The sequence below is a fragment of the Allobosea sp. 05T439 genome (assembly GCF_056396005.1).
In genome coordinates this window covers 35,762-52,004 of the sequence record NZ_JBFTKP010000020.1, presented here as the reverse complement: position 1 = coordinate 52,004, position 16,243 = coordinate 35,762, and the positions used below count along the sequence as shown (strand labels likewise).

Annotated in this window: 15 protein-coding genes; 9 read left to right on the top strand and 6 right to left on the bottom strand. The window is 66.8% G+C overall.

Annotated features, from left to right (window positions below; all coding sequences use genetic code 11):
• Nucleotides 1-4 precede the first annotated feature (4 nt).
• Nucleotides 5-760, bottom strand: a complete 756-nt coding sequence (gene ubiG, locus AC1DIO_RS21805; RefSeq protein WP_476769602.1) for a bifunctional 2-polyprenyl-6-hydroxyphenol methylase/3-demethylubiquinol 3-O-methyltransferase UbiG — start codon at nucleotides 758-760, stop codon at nucleotides 5-7.
• A gap of 148 nt (nucleotides 761-908) precedes the next feature.
• Here ubiG and AC1DIO_RS21800 point away from each other — a divergent pair, with 148 nt between their 5' ends.
• Nucleotides 909-2,147 (top strand): aspartate kinase, encoded by a 1,239-nt coding sequence (locus AC1DIO_RS21800; protein WP_441488784.1) that lies wholly within the window; start codon nucleotides 909-911, stop codon nucleotides 2,145-2,147.
• A gap of 77 nt (nucleotides 2,148-2,224) precedes the next feature.
• Here the strand turns inward: AC1DIO_RS21800 and ftrA are convergent, their stop codons facing one another.
• The gene (ftrA, locus tag AC1DIO_RS21795; protein ID WP_476854059.1) at nucleotides 2,225-3,205 is read right to left on the bottom strand and encodes a transcriptional regulator FtrA; all 981 of its coding nucleotides are present in this window, start codon (nucleotides 3,203-3,205) and stop codon (nucleotides 2,225-2,227) included.
• An 86-nt stretch (nucleotides 3,206-3,291) separates the two neighbouring features.
• On the opposite strand from ftrA, the gene AC1DIO_RS21790 reads away from it, so the two are divergent.
• A complete protein-coding gene (locus tag AC1DIO_RS21790; protein ID WP_476854058.1) occupies nucleotides 3,292-4,203 on the top strand; it encodes a DMT family transporter in 912 nt (303 codons plus the stop codon).
• Nucleotides 4,204-4,227: 24 nt separating this feature from the next.
• Here AC1DIO_RS21790 and gcvA read toward each other — a convergent pair whose 3' ends face one another.
• Complete coding sequence (gcvA, locus tag AC1DIO_RS21785; protein WP_441504819.1) at nucleotides 4,228-5,130, bottom strand: transcriptional regulator GcvA; 903 nt, start codon at nucleotides 5,128-5,130, stop codon at nucleotides 4,228-4,230.
• Between the two features lie 169 nt (nucleotides 5,131-5,299).
• On the opposite strand from gcvA, the gene AC1DIO_RS21780 reads away from it, so the two are divergent.
• From AC1DIO_RS21780 to AC1DIO_RS21760, 5 genes are all read left to right on the top strand, one after another.
• Entirely contained in the window at nucleotides 5,300-6,703 is a 1,404-nt protein-coding gene (locus AC1DIO_RS21780) for an amidase (protein ID WP_441504820.1), read from the top strand.
• Between the two features lie 11 nt (nucleotides 6,704-6,714).
• On the top strand, nucleotides 6,715-7,956 hold the full coding sequence (locus AC1DIO_RS21775; RefSeq protein ID WP_476854057.1) for an MFS transporter: 1,242 nt from the start codon (nucleotides 6,715-6,717) through the stop codon (nucleotides 7,954-7,956).
• Nucleotides 7,957-7,987: 31 nt separating this feature from the next.
• Complete coding sequence (locus AC1DIO_RS21770; RefSeq protein ID WP_441488790.1) at nucleotides 7,988-9,028, top strand: phosphotransferase family protein; 1,041 nt, start codon at nucleotides 7,988-7,990, stop codon at nucleotides 9,026-9,028.
• A 12-nt stretch (nucleotides 9,029-9,040) separates the two neighbouring features.
• A complete protein-coding gene (locus tag AC1DIO_RS21765) occupies nucleotides 9,041-10,312 on the top strand; it encodes an acyl-CoA dehydrogenase family protein (protein ID WP_476776490.1) in 1,272 nt (423 codons plus the stop codon).
• 127 nt (nucleotides 10,313-10,439) lie between these two features.
• Entirely contained in the window at nucleotides 10,440-11,177 is a 738-nt protein-coding gene (locus tag AC1DIO_RS21760; RefSeq protein WP_441504823.1) for a 2OG-Fe(II) oxygenase, read from the top strand.
• A gap of 40 nt (nucleotides 11,178-11,217) precedes the next feature.
• On the opposite strand, the gene AC1DIO_RS21755 is transcribed toward AC1DIO_RS21760, so the two are convergent.
• The 3 genes from AC1DIO_RS21755 to AC1DIO_RS21745 all read right to left on the bottom strand — a co-directional run bounded on the left by AC1DIO_RS21755 (nucleotide 11,218) and on the right by AC1DIO_RS21745 (nucleotide 14,161).
• The gene (locus tag AC1DIO_RS21755) at nucleotides 11,218-11,895 is read right to left on the bottom strand and encodes a transglutaminase-like domain-containing protein (RefSeq protein WP_476854056.1); all 678 of its coding nucleotides are present in this window, start codon (nucleotides 11,893-11,895) and stop codon (nucleotides 11,218-11,220) included.
• Between the two features lie 114 nt (nucleotides 11,896-12,009).
• Nucleotides 12,010-12,801, bottom strand: a complete 792-nt coding sequence (locus AC1DIO_RS21750; protein ID WP_476854055.1) for an enoyl-CoA hydratase/isomerase family protein — start codon at nucleotides 12,799-12,801, stop codon at nucleotides 12,010-12,012.
• Between the two features lie 160 nt (nucleotides 12,802-12,961).
• Nucleotides 12,962-14,161 (bottom strand): pyridoxal-phosphate-dependent aminotransferase family protein, encoded by a 1,200-nt coding sequence (locus AC1DIO_RS21745; RefSeq protein ID WP_476854054.1) that lies wholly within the window; start codon nucleotides 14,159-14,161, stop codon nucleotides 12,962-12,964.
• Nucleotides 14,162-14,321: 160 nt separating this feature from the next.
• Between AC1DIO_RS21745 and AC1DIO_RS21740 the strand changes: the two genes are divergently transcribed.
• Nucleotides 14,322-15,059, top strand: a complete 738-nt coding sequence (locus AC1DIO_RS21740; RefSeq protein WP_476854053.1) for a GntR family transcriptional regulator — start codon at nucleotides 14,322-14,324, stop codon at nucleotides 15,057-15,059.
• A 164-nt stretch (nucleotides 15,060-15,223) separates the two neighbouring features.
• Nucleotides 15,224-16,204 carry a Bug family tripartite tricarboxylate transporter substrate binding protein gene (locus AC1DIO_RS21735; protein ID WP_441488797.1) on the top strand — a complete coding sequence of 327 codons (981 nt, stop codon included), beginning with the start codon at nucleotides 15,224-15,226 and terminating at the stop codon, nucleotides 16,202-16,204.
• Nucleotides 16,205-16,243: the final 39 nt, after the last annotated feature.

Genomic DNA, 16,243 nt, shown 5'->3' with positions numbered 1-16,243 from the left:
GCCGCTAGACCGGCCGCGCCGCTGCGAGCATATAGTTCACATCCATGTCGCGCGACGCCGACCAGCGATCGGTGAAGGGGTTGTAGGCCACCCCGGTGCTTTCGCCGAGCTCCAGCCCATTGCGCGCGATTGCAGCCTCGAGTTCCGCCGGCGTGACGAATTTCTCCCAGTCATGCGTGCCGCGGGGCAGCCAGCGCAGGACATATTCGGCACCGACGATCGCCAGCGCATAGGATTTCAGCGTGCGGTTGAGCGTCGCCATCACCAAGAGGCCGCCGGGCTTCACCGCCGCGCAGCAGGCGCCGACGAAGGCCTCGACATCCGCGACATGCTCGACCACCTCCATGGCGAGCACGATGTCGAAGCGCCGCCCCTCGGCGACGAGGCTCTCGATCGTCGTCTCGCGATAGTCGATCGCAAGCCCGCTGCGTTCGGCATGGGCTCGGGCGACCGCGATATTGGTCGGAGCCGGATCGAGCCCCGTGACCTCGGCGCCGAGCCGCGCCAGGGGCTCCGACAGCACGCCGCCGCCGCAGCCGATATCGACCAGCGCCAGCCCCTCCAGCGATCGCAGCGATTTCGGATCGCGCCCGAAGCGTTCGCAGGCGAGATCCTTTACGAAACCGAGCCGCACCGGATTGAACTTGTGCAGCACGGCCATGGGACCCTTCGGGTCCCACCAGGTCCTGGCCATGGCATCGAAGCGCGCAACCTCGGCAGCATCGATCGTCGAGCCGGTTTGAGACGCTGCGGATGCCATGCGTAATTCCCCCTTTGTGCCAATCGGGCGCGGACCGCATTGACACTTGCGGTGCTGCCCGTCATCTACACCCGCCCTTCGCCCGGCGCGAGGGGGACCTTTCGTCCCGGCACGTCGCCGGGCGTTTCTAGAGAGCCCTTGGACCGCTATGGCCCGTCTGGTGATGAAATTCGGCGGGACCTCCGTCGCCACTGTCGAGCGTATCAAGAATGCCGCCCGCCACGTCAAACGCGAGTTCGACGCCGGCAACCAGGTCGCAGTMGTCGTCTCCGCCATGTCGGGCAAGACCAACGAACTCGTGGCCTGGTGCAAGGAAGCGGCACCGCTTTACGATCACGCGGAATATGACGCCGTGGTCGCATCCGGCGAGCAGGTCACCTCCGGCCTGATGGCAATCGTGCTCCAGTCCATGGGCCTGCCGGCGCGCTCCTGGCAGGGCTGGCAGATCCCGCTCTTCGGCTCGGACGCCCATGGCTCCGCCCGCATCGAGGGCGTCGACGGCGCCGGCATCCTCGCCGGCTTCGACCGCAATCGCGAGATCGCGGTCTGCTCCGGCTTCCAGGGCATGCACGCAACGACGAAACGCATCGTTACGCTCGGGCGCGGCGGCTCCGACACCAGCGCGGTCGCGCTTGCCGCCGGCCTCAAGGCCGATCGCTGCGACATCTACACCGATGTCGACGGCGTCTATACCACCGACCCGCGCGTCGTGCCGAAGGCCCGGCGCATGGACAAGGTCTCCTTCGAGGAGATGCTGGAAATGGCCTCGCTCGGCTCGAAGGTGCTGCAAGTGCGCTCGGTCGAGATCGCCATGGTCCAGCGCGTACCGACCTATGTGCGCTCCTCCTTCGACGACCCCGACAATCCCAATCCAGGCACCCTCATCTGCGACGAGGACGACATCGTGGAACAGCAGATCGTCACCGGCATCGCGTTTTCGCGCGACGAAGCCCAGATCACGCTCCGGCGTGTCGCCGACAAGCCGGGCGTGGCCGCGGCCATCTTCGGTCCGCTCGCTGATGCGAACATCAATGTCGACATGATCATCCAGGTCGTCTCGGACGACCAGGCGACCACCGACATCACCTTCACCGTCCCGACCGCCGATTACGAGCGCGCCAAGACGCTGCTCGAGAGCCGCCACGACAGCATCGCCTACCAGAGCCTGCAGGGCGCCACCGACGTGGTGAAGATCTCGGCCATCGGCGTCGGCATGCGCAGCCATGCCGGTGTAGCGGCCCGCGCCTTCCACGCGCTCGCCGAGAAGGGCATCAACATCCGCGCGATCACGACCTCCGAGATCAAGTTCTCGGTGCTGATCGACGCCGCCTATACCGAGCTCGCCGTGCGGACGCTGCACTCGCTCTATGGGCTGGATGCGGCCTGATCCTCAGCGCGTCACGACCGCGCGCAGCACAGCGCGCGGTTTGGAGCCCAGCTGATGCAACACGCGGCCGAAGCCGCCTAGCCGCGCGAGAACTGCAGCCGATGGGCGGTTGGCGTGGTGCGCAGACGCTGCCGGAAATGGTGGCGCAACGCCGCCGCGGAACCGAGCCCGGCGCGATAGGCGACCTCGTCGACCCCGAGCGTGGTCGTCTCCAGCAGATCGCAGGCATGGGCGACACGCTCGTTGAGGATCCACTCGCCCGGCGCGCTGCCAGTGGCCTCTGTGAAACGCCGGAAGAACGTGCGCTGGCTCATGCCGGCCCGGTCGCTGAGCCGCTGCAAGGTCAGGTCCTCGGCCAGCGACGAACGCATCCAGTCGAGCAATGGCGACAGGCGCGACCCGGTCTGCGGCGGTAGCGGGCGACGGACGAACTGTGCCTGGCCGCCGCTGCGATGCGGCGGCACGACCATGCTGCGCGCCACCAGGTTCGCAGCCTCGGGCCCATGGTCGCGGCKGACGATATGCAGGCAAAGGTCGATGCCGGCCGCGCTGCCGGCCGAGGTCAGGATGTCGCCCTCGTCGACATAGAGCACATCGGGCTCGAGGCGCACCGCGGGGTAGCGCTTCGCAAAATCAGCACCGTACTGCCAATGGGTCGTCGCCCTGCGCCCGGCCAACAGGTCGGCAGCCGCCAGCACATAGGCTCCGCCGCAGATCGAGACGACGCGGCTGCCGCCGCGATGCGCCGCGCGAAGCGCGCCCGCCAGCGGCTCCGGCACCGGCTCGGCCAGGCCGCGCCAGCCGGGAACGATGATGGTGCCCGCCCCCTGCAGCAGGTCGAGCCCGCCATCAGCCTCGACCGCAAGGCTGCCATGGGCGCGCAAACGCCCGGCCTCGCCGGCGGCGGTGCGGAATTCGTACCAGTTTTCCGGCAGCCCGGGCCGGCGCGAGCCGAACACCTCGGCGACAATGCCGTATTCGAAGGTGCAGAGCCGGTCATAGGCAACCGCGACGACGCGGTGCGGGGCCTGCGGAGATGCCTTTATGCGCTTTGGCATGATTTTTACGATAGTCGTCTATCTCGCCACTTACCAGCACCGCTTTGGGCGCGCATGGTCCGGCCCGTGATCGCGAGGTGCCGGGCATGGTGATGCGAGTCGAGATGGTCAGGGACAAGCGGAGCAGCCGAACGATGTTGCTGGCGGTCGGCCTCGTGCTGTCCTCCAGCCTGCTCTATGTCCTGGGCTACTCCCTGTCGAAGACCCTGGTCTCCTCCTACGGATTGAGCGCGCTGCAGGTGACCTTCCTGCGCTGTCTTCTGGTCCTGGCGGGAAGCCTCGTCCTGCTGGCCCGGCCAAGGAGCGGCGTCACGCGGGCGCGGTTGCTGCACCCGCCGCGCGCATGGGAACAGCGCGCCGCGGCTGCCGCGCTGGTCGCCTCGAACGTGCTGGCGATCGTCGCCTATAGCCTCATGCCGGTCACGGCAGCCTCGGCGCTTGGATTCACGGCGCCGCTTTTGCTCACTGCACTGGGCGGGCTCTTGCTCGGCGAGCGCGTCTCGCTCGGACGTTGGCTCGGTGCTGCGAGCGGCTTTGCCGGCATGCTGCTGATCGTCAGGCCGAGCGAAGGCGGAGCCTGGCCAGGTATCCTCGCCTCGATTGCCGCGGCCGCCAGCTACGCGCTGTATCAGATCCTGGTGCGCCGGCTGCGCGATGTCGCGAACAGCCTCGATACCGCCATGCAGGTCGCGGTTGTCGGTTTCGCGCTGCTCGCGGCAACGATGCTCTGGTTCTGGCATCAGGTCAGCGCGGAGGCCTTCGCCCTCGTTCTGCTCTTCACGGTGATCCAGACGGCTGCCCTCGCCTGTATCGCTGGCGCGCTCCGGCGCGGCGAAGCCTCCGGACTCGCACCCTGGCAATTCTCCGGCCTGCTCTGGGCGATGCTGATCGACACCCTCCTATTCACGACCCTGCCTTCCCCCGTCTCGCTCCTCGGCGGCGGCCTGATCATCGCGGGAGGCTTGCTGGCACAGGGCAGGGAACGGAGGACGGCCTGAGGCGGCGATCAGCTACCAGCCCAGCTACGCCGCCTGCCTATAGGCGGCGGCGACCTCCCGCATCCAGGCGCAGAACGCGGCAACCCTGGGCCGCACCCGGCCTGTATCGGGGAAGACGAGAAAATAGGCGAAATCCTCGAGCAGCGCGACATTCGCGAGCTGGACGAGCCGCCCCTCCGCGATGTCGGTTTCGATCATCGCCGCCGGCAGCAATCCTGCGCCCTGACCGGAAAGCACCGCTTTCAGCATCAGGCCTGAATCGTCGAAGGACGGCCCGCGCGGCGCACTGAATTCCTCGATGCCCTGCGCCTGGAACCAGCGCTGCCAGGCCTTGCGCTCGCTGTCATGGACCTGCGGCCAGCGCGCCAGGCCAGCCGCATCCTTCGGCCTGCCAAGGGATGCGAGCAGGGCCGGAGCCGCGACGGGAACGACCTCGACCGCAACCAGAAGCTCGCTGCGCAATCCCGGATAATGGCCGAAGCCATGCCGGACCGCGACATCGACCCCGTCGCGGACGAAATCGACCAGAGCAGTACCGGTCACGACCCGCAGATCGATATCGGGATGGGCGTCGTGGAACTGCTTGAGGCGTGGCACCAGCCAGGCGCTCGCGAAGAATGGCGTCGTGCTGATCGTCAGCGGGCCCGTGCCGGGATCGGCGACAATGCGCCTTGATGCCTCGGCGATCTGCCGGAAGGCGTTGCGCACCGGCGGCATCAGGCTCTGCCCGGCGGGCGTGAGGGCCATGCCGCGATTGATCCTCCGGAAGAGCTGCGTGCCGAAATGAAGCTCCAGGGCCTTGAGCATCTGGCTGACCGCGCCCGGCGTCACGCAGAGCTCATCGGCGGCCTCCTTCACGGAGAGATGCCGAGCCGTGGCCTCGAAGGCGCGCAGAGCATTCAGCGGTGGCAGCCGATCGGGTTTCATTTAGTTTTTCTAACTTGTTTTTGCAGGATTGCTAGTTTGCCCCCAGCCCGGTCATTCGTCAAACTAGCTACAACTGATCACTTCATTGCAGCGGATCGCCMGCTCCCTTGAAGTGATCAGCAAGAGAAAAACTCAATCATTGATTTATCCATTCGAGCCGGAGCCATGCATGCCTAGCCTCCCCGACGCGACGCATTACCTCTCATTGTCGGAGCTCGCGGCGCGCATCCAGACGCGCGACATCTCGCCCGTGGCAGTGACGCGGTCGCAGCTCGAGCGCATCGAACGCCTGGACACGGAGCTTCACAGCTTTGCCGGCGTGATGGCCGATACCGCGCTGGCCGAGGCAGAGGCCGCGGAGGCAGAGATCGCGGCCGGGCGCTATCGCGGACCGCTGCATGGCGTGCCGATTGCCGTGAAGGACCTGTTCTGGACGCGAGGCTTTCCGACGGCCGGTGGGATGCTGATCCACAAGCAGCACAGGCCGCGGGAGGATGCGACGGTTGTGCGCCGCCTGCGGGAAGCGGGAGCCGTGGTGCTGGGCAAGCTGCAGATGACGGAAGGGGCCTATTCCGACCACCACCCCATGGTGACGCCGCCCCGTAACCCCTGGAATGCCGCGTACTGGACCGGAATCTCGTCGAGCGGCTCGGCTGCGGCGACGGCGGCCGGCCTGTGCTACGGCTCGCTCGGCTCAGATACCGGAGGGTCGATCCGCTGGCCCTGCGCCGCGACCGGCCTGACTGGGCTGAAACCGAGCTGGGGCCGCGTCAGCCGTCACGGCGTATTCGAGCTGGCCGCAACGCTGGACCATGTCGGGCCGATGGCGCGCGATGCCAGGGATGTCGCCGCGATCCTGCACGTCATCGCCGGTGCCGATCCCGCGGATCCGACCGCGCTCGGCGCGCCGGTTCCCGACTATCGCGCCGCGACCTGGCAAGGCGTCGGCGGCGTACGGATCGGCATCGATCCAGCCTGGAACAGCGAAGGGGTCGATGCGACGACGCAAATGGCTCTGAACGAGGCCATCGCAACCTATCGCGCGCTCGGAGCCGAGATCATCGAGGTCCGCTTTCCGGATGTGAAGCAGATCGTCGCCGATTGGGCACCGAACTGCGCAGTGGAAGCCGCCATCGCTCATGAAGCGACCTATCCCGCGTGCAAGGACGAATACGGCCCGGTTCTCGCCTCGGTCATCGAGACGGGCCGCGCGCTGTCGGGCCTCGACTATCAGCGCCTCCTGCTGCGACGCATGGCCTTTCGTGGACGCATCGCCGCCCTGTTCGGCACAATCGATCTGCTGCTGACCCCGGTTCAGCCTTTCGCGCCGCTGACGCTCGCGACGATCAGTACATTGGGAGAGCAGCCCGGGCTGATCGCCGACCTGCAGCGCTATACCTGCCCCTTCAACATGACCGGCAACCCGACGCTCACATTGCCCGGCGGCTTCTGCGAGGGAATGCCTATCGGGCTCCAGCTCGTTGCAGCGCAACTGGGCGAGGACATGCTGATCCGTGCCGGCACAGCCTTCCAGGCAGAGACCACATGGCACCGCCAGCACCCAACCCTTTGAGGAGCCTTGCGATGAGCACCAATCCGGCGCGTCCCGCCTCCCCGATCTTCCATGGCTGGCTTGTGGTCGCGGCGGCGTTTGCGGTCACCTTCGTCGGTTTCGGCAGCGCCTATACCTTCAGCGCCTTCGTCGAATCCCTGCAGGCGGATTTTTCCGCCTCCCGCGCTTCGGTTTCCCTGGTCTTCTCCCTCGCCGGCTTTCTCTATTTCGGCTTCGGACTGATCAGCGGCCCGCTTGCGGACCGCTGGGGAGCCCGTAGGCTTGTCTTCCTCGGCATGCTCCTCACCGGGCTTGGCATGGCCGCGGCGGGAGCGGCGCGGAGCCTGACCGAGATCTACCTGGCCTATGGCCTTGGCGTCGGGCTCGGCATCGGCTGCTCCTATGTTCCAGCGCTGGGCGCGGTGCAGCGCTGGTTCGTCAAGCGCCGCGGCTTCGCATCGGGTCTCGCGGTCAGCGGCATCGGTGTCGGCACGCTCGTGATGCCGCCGCTCGCCTCGCTCCTGATCGAGCAGATCGGCTGGCGGAACGCCTATTTCACGCTTGGCGGGCTCGCGGCGATCATTGGTGCAGCGATGGCGCTCCTGATCGAAAGCGATCCGCGCCAACGCGGGCTGCTGCCGGACGGGGACGCTCTGCCCCCAGGTGGCATCACGGCACAGGCGACCGGTCTATCGATTCGCGAGGCGGTGTGGTCACGGCCCTTCATCAGGCTCTACGCAGCCTGCCTGATCGGCTCGTTCGGGGCCTTCGTCCCCTTCGTCCACCTCGTGCCCTACGCGCTGGATCGCGGCGTCCCGCAGGGCCGGGCCGTCCTGCTGCTCGCGCTGATCGGTGTCGGCAGCACGGCCGGCCGCTTCTGCCTCGGGAATCTGGCGGACCGGATCGGCCGCCACCGCGCCCTTCTCGTCATGTTCCTGGGCATGGCCGGCGCTCTGGGCATCTGGTGGCTCTCGAGCGGATTCGCGATGCTGGCCGTCTTCGCCCTGCTCTATGGCGTCTTCTATGGCGGCTGGGTCGCCGTGCTGCCGGCGGTCGTCATGGACAATTTCGGCGGGCGCAATGTCAGCGGGATCATCGGCATTCTCTATACGAGCGTCGCGTTTGGAACCCTGATCGGACCGACGGCCGCAGGGCTCATCTTCGACCTGAACCAGAGCTATGCGATCGCGATCCTCGCCTGCGCCGGCGCCAACCTCCTCGCGGCTCTCATCGTGGCGCGCTCCGCAAGCCCCCCACGCTCCCTGCCGCGTTGACCTCGCCTCCTGCCGCCCCGATGATGCCGGCATGTCCGCCGGCCCCGCCTCCGCCGCCCCCGAATTCGATCCTGCTCGGCTCGAAGCCTTCCTGCGCTCCGCCCTGCCCGGGCGGGCGGCCGGCGCGATGGCGCTGGAGCGGATCAGCGGCGGGCAGTCGAACCCGACCTTCTTCCTCTCCTTTCCCGAAGCCGGCACGCGGCTGGTCATGCGCAAGAAGCCGCCGGGCCCGCTGCTGCCCTCGGCCCATGCGGTCGACCGCGAATACCGCATCCTCAAGGCGCTCGCGGGTTCGCAGGTGCCGGTGCCGCCGGTGCTGCTGTTCCACGCGGAAGACGATATCGTCGGCACGCCCTTCTATCTGATGGAGCGGCTCGACGGCCGTGTCTTCCATGACGCGGCGCTGCCGGGCGTGGTGCCGGCCGAGCGTCGGCAGATGTATTTCGCCATGGCCGAGACCCTGGCAGCGCTGCATCGCTTCGACTGGCAGGCGGCTGGGCTCGCCGATTACGGCAAGCCGGGAAACTATTATGCCCGACAGCTCGCGCGCTGGGGCCGGCAATGGCGCGAGACCAGGACCCGCGAGATCCCCGAGATCGATCGGCTGATCGATTGGCTGACCGCCCATCTCGATGAAAGCGCGGAGACGACCATCGTCCACGGCGATTTCCGGCTGGGCAATCTGATGTTTCACCCGGTCGAGCCGCGCGTCGTCGCCGTGCTCGACTGGGAGCTCTCGACGCTCGGTCATCCGCTCTCGGACGCCGCCTTTTCCTGCCTGCCCTGGCATTCCGGCCCCGCCATGTATCAGGGCATCATGGGCCTCGACCGCGAGGCGCTCGGCATCCCGACGCAAGCCGAATACCTCTCCCGCTATTGCGCAGCGGCCGGGCGCAAGGACGGGCCGGGACGCTTCCATCTCGCCTTCTCGCTCTTCCGCTTCGCCGTCATTCTCGACGGCATCGCGGCGCGCGCCAGGGCCGGCAATGCCGCGGCGGAGAATGCGGTCGCGGTCGGCGGGATGGCGGAGAGCTTCGCGCGGCAGGCCGCAACCATCATCGACCAGAGTTGAACGGGGATCACCATGGATTTCGCCTATTCCGCCAGGGTCGAAGAGCTCCGCTCACGGCTGCAGGCCTTCATGGATGCCCATGTGCAGCCGGCCGACGCCATATGGAAACATGAGGTCGAGGCCGGGCGCTATCCGCTGGCACTGATCGACGGGCTGAAGGAGAAGGCGAAATCCGAGGGCCTGTGGAACCTGTTCCTGCCGGCGCTGAAGCCCGACGAGCCCGGCACACGGCTGAGCAATCTCGAATACGCCCCCCTGGCGGAGATCATGGGCCGGATCTTCTGGTCATCGGAGGTGTTCAACTGCAACGCCCCGGACACCGGCAACATGGAAATCCTGCACATGTTCGCGACGCCGGCGCAGCGCGAACGCTTTCTCGTGCCGCTGATGAAGGGCGAGATCCGCTCCTGCGTCGGCATCACCGAGCCCGGCGTCGCCTCCTCCGATCCGACCAATCTGCAGACCACGATCACCCGCGACGGCGATGACTATGTCATCAACGGCCGGAAATGGTGGACCACCGGCGCCCTGCATCCAAACGTCAAGTTCTGCATCGTCATGGGCCTCTCGGACACGCGCCCGGAGGCCGACCCGCACAAGCGCCATTCCATGGTGATCGTGCCGATGGATACGCCGGGCGTGAGCGTGATGCGCAACCTGCCGCTGCTCAACCACCATTCGCCGGAAGGCCATACCGAAACGGATTTCGACACTGTCCGCGTGCCGGCCGCCAACATGCTCGGGGAGGAAGGCGCGGGCTTTGCGCTGGCGCAGGCGCGGCTCGGGCCCGGCCGCATCCACCACTGCATGCGCACGATCGGCCAATGCGAGGTCGCGCTCGAACTGATGGTCGAGCGCGCGCTGCAGCGGAAGGCCTTTGGCCGGCATCTCTCAGACTATGCCAATGTCCAGGACTGGATTGCCGAAGGGCGCATGGAAATCGACCAGGCGCGGTTGCTCTGCCTGCGCGCCGCCTGGATGATGGACAAGCACGGCAACAAGGCCGCGCGCACCGAGGTCTCCGCGATCAAGGTCGTGGCGACGCGGCTCCAGACCAAGATCGCCGACCGGGCCATTCAGGTCTTTGGCGCCGCCGGTCTCTCCAATGATACGCCGCTCGCCTTCATCTATAGCTGGGGCCGGGCGCTGCGCTTCATCGACGGGCCGGACGAGGTGCATCTGCGCACGGTCGCCCGTGCCGAGATCAAGAAGCGGCAGGCGAGCAATCGCAGCACGATGGCCGAACAGGGCATAAAGATGCCCTATCTCAAGCCCGCGGGTTAAGGCACCGGCCCGGACCGGGACGTGGTCCGGATATCCAGCAGGCCGCGCAGAAACCGGGTGGAAGCCGGTGCCCGAGGCATGGGAGCCTTCCTCGACACGCACATGCCAGTCGAAGAAGGCCCCCGCCATGCCAGCCGCAGCAAAATTGCCCGAACCTCCATCCCTCGCGGCGCGCGTCGACGCGCTGCACTGGCGCCGGATCGAGGCCGAACTCGACTCCCATGGCGTCGGCCTGACCGGGCCCTTGCTCAGCCCGGCGGAATGCCGCGCGCTGGCTGCGCTCTATGCCGACGAGAGCCGTTTCCGCAGCCGCATCGTCATGGCGCGGCACGGCTTTGGCAGTGGCGAGTACCAGTATTTCGCCCATCCGCTGCCGGAGATGCTGGCGGCCCTGCGGCCGGCCATCTATGAGCGCCTCGCCCCCGTGGCGAACCGCTGGAACGAGACCCTCGGGATCGCGCAGCGTTATCCCGACGCGCTCGGCGCCTTCCTGACCCTGTGCCACGAGGCCGGACAGACCCGGCCGACCCCGCTGCTGCTGAAATACGGCGCCGGCGACTATAACTGCCTGCATCAGGACCTTTACGGCGACCTGTTCTTCCCGTTCCAGATGGTCATCCTGCTCTCGCAGCCAGGCGTCGATTTCACCGGTGGCGAGTTCACCCTGGTCGAGCAGCGGCCGCGCATGCAGTCACGGCCCGAGGTCGTGCCGCTGGCTCAGGGAGAAGCGGCGATCTTCGCCGTGCAGCACCGGCCGATGCGGGGTTCCCGCGGCACTTACCGCGTCAATCTCCGCCATGGCGTCAGCCGGGTGCGCTCGGGCGAGCGCTACACCACCGGGCTGATCTTTCACGACGCGCGCTAAGGCCGACATCCGCTTCCGCCGGGCGGTGGCGATGTCCGCGTCAACCCGACAGCGAGGCCCGCGCTTCCTGCTCCATGCTGCCTCGCAGTCCGCCCGGGACGCAGAGTTTCGGATAGAGCCGCGACATCTCGCGGATCAGGAACTTCACCGGCACGTCGAAGAAGCTGCCGTGCTGGGCGACATAATCCATGAAACTGCGGCCCTGCCCGTCGAAGCTCTGCAGCAGCGCATCGCTCTTGCCGTCGAAGCCGAGGGTCGCAACGCCGAGCCTGTCGCAGAGGCGCGCGTTGAAGGTCGGCGACGCCTTCAGCCAGCGCCCGTCGAGGAAAACCTCGGTATAGCCGTGATAGGCGAAGACATTGGTGCCGACCGCCTCCAGCAGGCGCGGCGTGGCGAGATGGTTCTTGACGTCGGCGAGCCCGATGCGGGCTGGAATGCCGATGGCCCGGCAATAGGCTGCATAGAGCGCGGCCTTGCCGACGCAGTAGCCGATGCCGGCCGCCAGCACGGAGCTGGCGCGATAGGTCTCGGGGTTGAGATAGTCGCCATAGGGGTCATAGCGGATGCCGTCGCGCACCGCCTGATAGAGGATGCCGGCCTGCCCGGCAGGGTCGCTGATGCCCGAGGTCAGCAGGCGCGCCTCGGCGATCACCATCGGATGGTCGCTGTCGACGAACTCGGCCGGGCTCGTGAAGAGAACGCCGTGGGAATCCTGCATTGCCAATCCTCTCAAGCATCGGCGGGAAAGTGGTTTGCGGCCTTCGGACAAAGCCGATGCAAATACTAAAAGGGCGAGATCGTCGGACCGGACCCGATATCCGGCCCCGGTGATCTACTGGCCCGTGAACCGGGTTGGCCGCTTCTCCAGGAAGGCCGAGACACCCTCGCTGAAATCCGCGGTCCGGGTCGAGGCGTGGAAGGCGTCGCGCTCGGCGTCGAGCTGGGCGCTCAACGTGTTGCTCAGCGAAGCGCCGAGCAGCGCCTTGATGCGGCCATAGGCCTGGGTCGGCCCGGCAGCCAGTTTGCGCGCCAGCGCCATGGCTTCGGCATCGAGACACTCGGCCGGCACGGTGCGATTGATCAGGCCGAGCCGCAGCGCCTCGCCGGCATCGATCGTCTCGGCGAGCAGCGCCAGCTCCTTTGCCTTCTTCATGCCGACGATACGCGGCAGATGGTAGGTCCCGGATCCGTCCGGTGTCGCACCGATCCGGGCATAGGCCAGCGTGAATTTCGCGTTCTCGGCCGCGATCGCCAGATCGCAGGCAAGCGCCAGGCTGAATCCGGCGCCGGCCACCGCGCCATGCAGGCAGGCGATCGCCGGCTGCGGCAATTCATCGAGCCGCTTCAGCCCGGCATGCAGAGGCGTGATGATCGCCTCGATCGCGGCTTCGGGGTCGCCGCCAGCGGTGAATTGCGAGACGTCGCCACCGGCGCAGAACCCCCTGCCCGCGCCCTTCAGCAGGATGGCACGGACATCCCGGCGCGCCGCGACCTCCTCGATCCGGGCCAGGAAAGTTTCGGCCATAGCCGCGTCAAAGGCGTTCAGCACGTCGGGACGGTTCAGCGTCAGCACTGCGACGCCGGCCTCGACGGTCAACAGAATGGAACTGGAGGGATCGTTCATCGGCGGGTTCCGGAGCGGCGATTGCCCCGGTTCTACCATGGGCATTTCGGCCTGCGGCACTCCGAATCCTGCGCATGGGGAGCGCAGAAATGCTCGCGAGGCGAGCGCGAAGCCCCGGGAGCCCTCTCGGTTCAGAGGGCCCCCGGGACTCCTCCCCTCGTCAGGCGACCGCAACCTTCGGTGTATTGGCTTCCTCGCGGCTTTCGAGCGCGGCCATTGCGGCCTGCACGCCGCCGCTGCGATGCGGCACGCCGGCCGCCGCCAGCCCCATCTCGACGCCGGACAACGCGCCAAGCAGGGTCAGTTCGTTGCATTCGCCGAGATGGCCGATCCGGAAGACCTTGCCGGCCACCTTGCCGAGGCCGGAGCCGAGCGAGATGTTGAACTTCTCGAGCGCCACCTTGCGGTAATGGTCGGCGTCGTGGCTCGGCGGCATCAGCACGGCGGTCAGCACCGGCGAATATTCCGCCGGGTTCTCGCAGAGGATGTCGAGGCCCCAGGCCTTCACCGCGGCCCGCGTCGCCGCGGCAAGCCGCTCATGGCGGGCGAAGACGGCATCCAGGCCCTCCTCATGCAGCATCCTGACGGCTTCGCGCAGGCCGTAGAGCAGGTTCGTCGCCGGCGTGTAGGGGAAGAAGCCGTTGGCGTTGATCTTGACCATCTCCTGCCAGTCCCAATAGGAGCGCGGCATTGTGTTCGCCCGGGAGGCGGCCATCGCCTTTTCCGAGATCGCGTTGAAGCTGAGGCCCGGCGGCAGCATCAGACCCTTCTGCGAGCCGGAAACCGTAACGTCGACCTGCCATTCGTCGTGCCGGTAGTCGACCGAAGCCAGCGAGGAGATGGTGTCGACCATGAAGAGCGCCGGGTGGCCGGCCCTGTCGATCGCCTTGCGGATCTCGGCGATCCGGCTCGTCGAGCCGGTGGAGGTCTCGTTATGGACGACCATCACCGCCTTGATCTTGCGGCCGCGATCCTCGGCTAGCTTTGCCTCGATCGCAGCCGGATCGGCGCCACGGCGCCAGTCGCCCGGAATGAAATCGACCTCGATGCCGAAACGCCCGGCGATCTGGCGCCAGAGCGTGGCGAAATGGCCGGTCTCGGCCATCAGCACGGTGTCGCCCGGCGAGAGCGTATTGACGATCGCGGCTTCCCAGGCACCGGTCCCGGAGGACGGATAGATCACCACCGGCTGGCTGGTCTTGAACACCGACTTGGCACCGTCGAGCACCTCGCGCCCGAGCTTGGCGAACTCGGCGCTGCGGTGATCGATCACCGGCATGTCCATGGCCCGCAGGATCCGGTCGGGCACCGGGCTCGGGCCGGGAATCTGGAGGAAATGGCGGCCCTGCTGCGATGCCATGGCGATAAACTCCCTATTCGGACGTGGCGGCGCGTCCGGCTCGCCGCTCATGATCGCCGATGTTTTGCATTCATTTTTGCCTTTGGCAACACCGTTCGCGCGTGCAATATTATGCTGACCGATCTCGACACGGGGCCGTCCACTCGCGTAGCAAACCAGGATGACGACTATCGCGCTCGACACTGAGACGACCGAAAACCCGCCGCTGCGGCGCGAGGACGGCGCCGGGCAGACATCGCTGCACGGCGAACTTCTGGCCGCGCTGCGCGACTATATCGTCGAGGGCAATCTCGCCGATGGCGCACGCGTGCCCGAGCGCCTGCTCTGCGACCGGTTCGGCATCTCGCGCACGCCGCTGCGCGAGGCGCTCAAGGTCCTGGCCGCGGAAGGGCTGATCGACCTGCTGCCCAATCGCGGCGCACGCGTGCGCGCCCTGAGCGCCGATGATCTGCGTGAATTGTTCGACGTGATGGGCGGGCTCGAAGCCCTGGCGGKGCGACTGGCCTGCGAACGCATCAGCGACGAGGAAATCGCCGAAATCGAGCAGTCTCATCACGAGATGTACCGTTTCTACCTGCGGCGCGACATGCACGGCTATTTCCAGTGCAATCAGGACATCCACCGCATGATCGTCGCGGCCGCCGGCAATGCGACGCTCAGCGCGACCTATAACAGCATTGCCGGCCGCATCCGGCGCGTGCGTTATTCCGCCAATCTCGACAAGGAGCGCGACCGCTGGGGCGAGGCGATGCGCGAGCACGAGGCGATCCTCGATGCCCTGCGCCGACGCGCCGGCAGCGAGCTCAGCGACATCATGTTCCTGCATCTGCGCAACAAGCGAAAAGCCGCGCAGCATCAGAGCGCCGCGCAGACGGACGACGAGAACAGCCCTGCCTGAGTCCAACCCCAGCCTGAGACCTCCCCGGCATTGATACGGGGTGGCGACCGGGCAGTGTCGTCGTCAATTCGGCCATCATCATTTTTCAGATTGAATGCAAAATTTTTTGATTCTAGGCTCTCGCCACGGCGCCGACAGAGCGCGTTGCAGGGAGGTTGGAAGAGATGAAGCAGCATTGGCTTGCCGCTGGCGCGGCGCTCGCAGCAGTGACCCCCGCCCTCGCCTGGGAGCCGACCAAGGCCATCGAAATCGTCGTGCCTTTCTCGGCCGGCGGCGCCTCCGACCAAATGGCGCGGACGATGCAGGGCATCATCCAGAAGAATAACCTGACCTCGCAGCCGATCATCGTCGTCAACAAGCCGGCCGCCGGCGGCGCCGAGGGCATGCTCGACATCCAGAAGGCGGCGGGCGACCCGCACAAGCTGATCACCACGTCGAGCGGCATCTTCATGACGCCGATGGCGACCAAGCTGCCGCTGAACTGGACCGAATACACGCCGATCGCGATGATGGCGCAGGATTCCTTCGTGCTCTGGGTCAACGCCAAGGCGCCCTATCAGACCGCCGGCGACTTCATGACGGCAGCCAAGGCCGCCTCGCCCCCGCTCAAGATCGGCGGCACCTCGTCGAAGCGCGAGGACAACCTGATCGTCTTCGGCATGGAGAAGGCTGGCGGGGTCAAGTTCGCCTATATCCCGCACACCAGCGGGGGCCAGGCCTCGACCCAGCTTTCCGGCAATCACATCGACGCCAGCACCAACAACCCGGCCGAGGACGTCGCCAACTGGCGCGGCGGGGCGACACGGCCGATCTGCGTCTTCTCCGAACAGAAGATGACCTACTCGACGCCGGTCGCCGACGGAAAATCCTGGGCCGATATCCCGACCTGCGCCTCGCAGGGGCTGAACGTCACCTACCAGATGCTGCGCGGCATGTTCATGCCCGGCAAGGTCACCAAGGAGCAGCAGGCTTTCTACGTGAACCTGTTCAAGAAGGTCTCCGAGACGCCGGAATGGAAGGACTACCTCGCCCGCAGCGCGCTGGTTCCGGACTATCGCGACGGCGAGGCGTTCGTGACCTTCCTCAAGGCCGATGAGGAGAAGCACGCCAAGCTGATGGGCGAAGCCGGCTTCACGGCGAAGTAGCCCTTGCATGATCGGACCGGAAACATATCCGATCCGATC

What these genes read in the sequence shown, in the direction of transcription:
- AC1DIO_RS21770 (WP_441488790.1), top strand. Translation starts at nt 7,988, where the DNA reads ATGTCCGCCGGCCCCGCCTCCGCCGCCCCCGAATTCGATCCTGCTCGG.
- gcvA (WP_441504819.1), bottom strand. Translation starts at nt 5,130, where the DNA reads ATGAAACCCGATCGGCTGCCACCGCTGAATGCTCTGCGCGCCTTCGAG.
- AC1DIO_RS21760 (WP_441504823.1), top strand. Translation starts at nt 10,440, where the DNA reads ATGCCAGCCGCAGCAAAATTGCCCGAACCTCCATCCCTCGCGGCGCGC.
- AC1DIO_RS21790 (WP_476854058.1), top strand. Translation starts at nt 3,292, where the DNA reads ATGGTGATGCGAGTCGAGATGGTCAGGGACAAGCGGAGCAGCCGAACG.
- AC1DIO_RS21735 (WP_441488797.1), top strand. Translation starts at nt 15,224, where the DNA reads ATGAAGCAGCATTGGCTTGCCGCTGGCGCGGCGCTCGCAGCAGTGACC.
- AC1DIO_RS21775 (WP_476854057.1), top strand. Translation starts at nt 6,715, where the DNA reads ATGAGCACCAATCCGGCGCGTCCCGCCTCCCCGATCTTCCATGGCTGG.
- AC1DIO_RS21750 (WP_476854055.1), bottom strand. Translation starts at nt 12,801, where the DNA reads ATGAACGATCCCTCCAGTTCCATTCTGTTGACCGTCGAGGCCGGCGTC.
- AC1DIO_RS21765 (WP_476776490.1), top strand. Translation starts at nt 9,041, where the DNA reads ATGGATTTCGCCTATTCCGCCAGGGTCGAAGAGCTCCGCTCACGGCTG.
- AC1DIO_RS21780 (WP_441504820.1), top strand. Translation starts at nt 5,300, where the DNA reads ATGCCTAGCCTCCCCGACGCGACGCATTACCTCTCATTGTCGGAGCTC.
- ubiG (WP_476769602.1), bottom strand. Translation starts at nt 760, where the DNA reads ATGGCATCCGCAGCGTCTCAAACCGGCTCGACGATCGATGCTGCCGAG.
- AC1DIO_RS21745 (WP_476854054.1), bottom strand. Translation starts at nt 14,161, where the DNA reads ATGGCATCGCAGCAGGGCCGCCATTTCCTCCAGATTCCCGGCCCGAGC.
- AC1DIO_RS21755 (WP_476854056.1), bottom strand. Translation starts at nt 11,895, where the DNA reads ATGCAGGATTCCCACGGCGTTCTCTTCACGAGCCCGGCCGAGTTCGTC.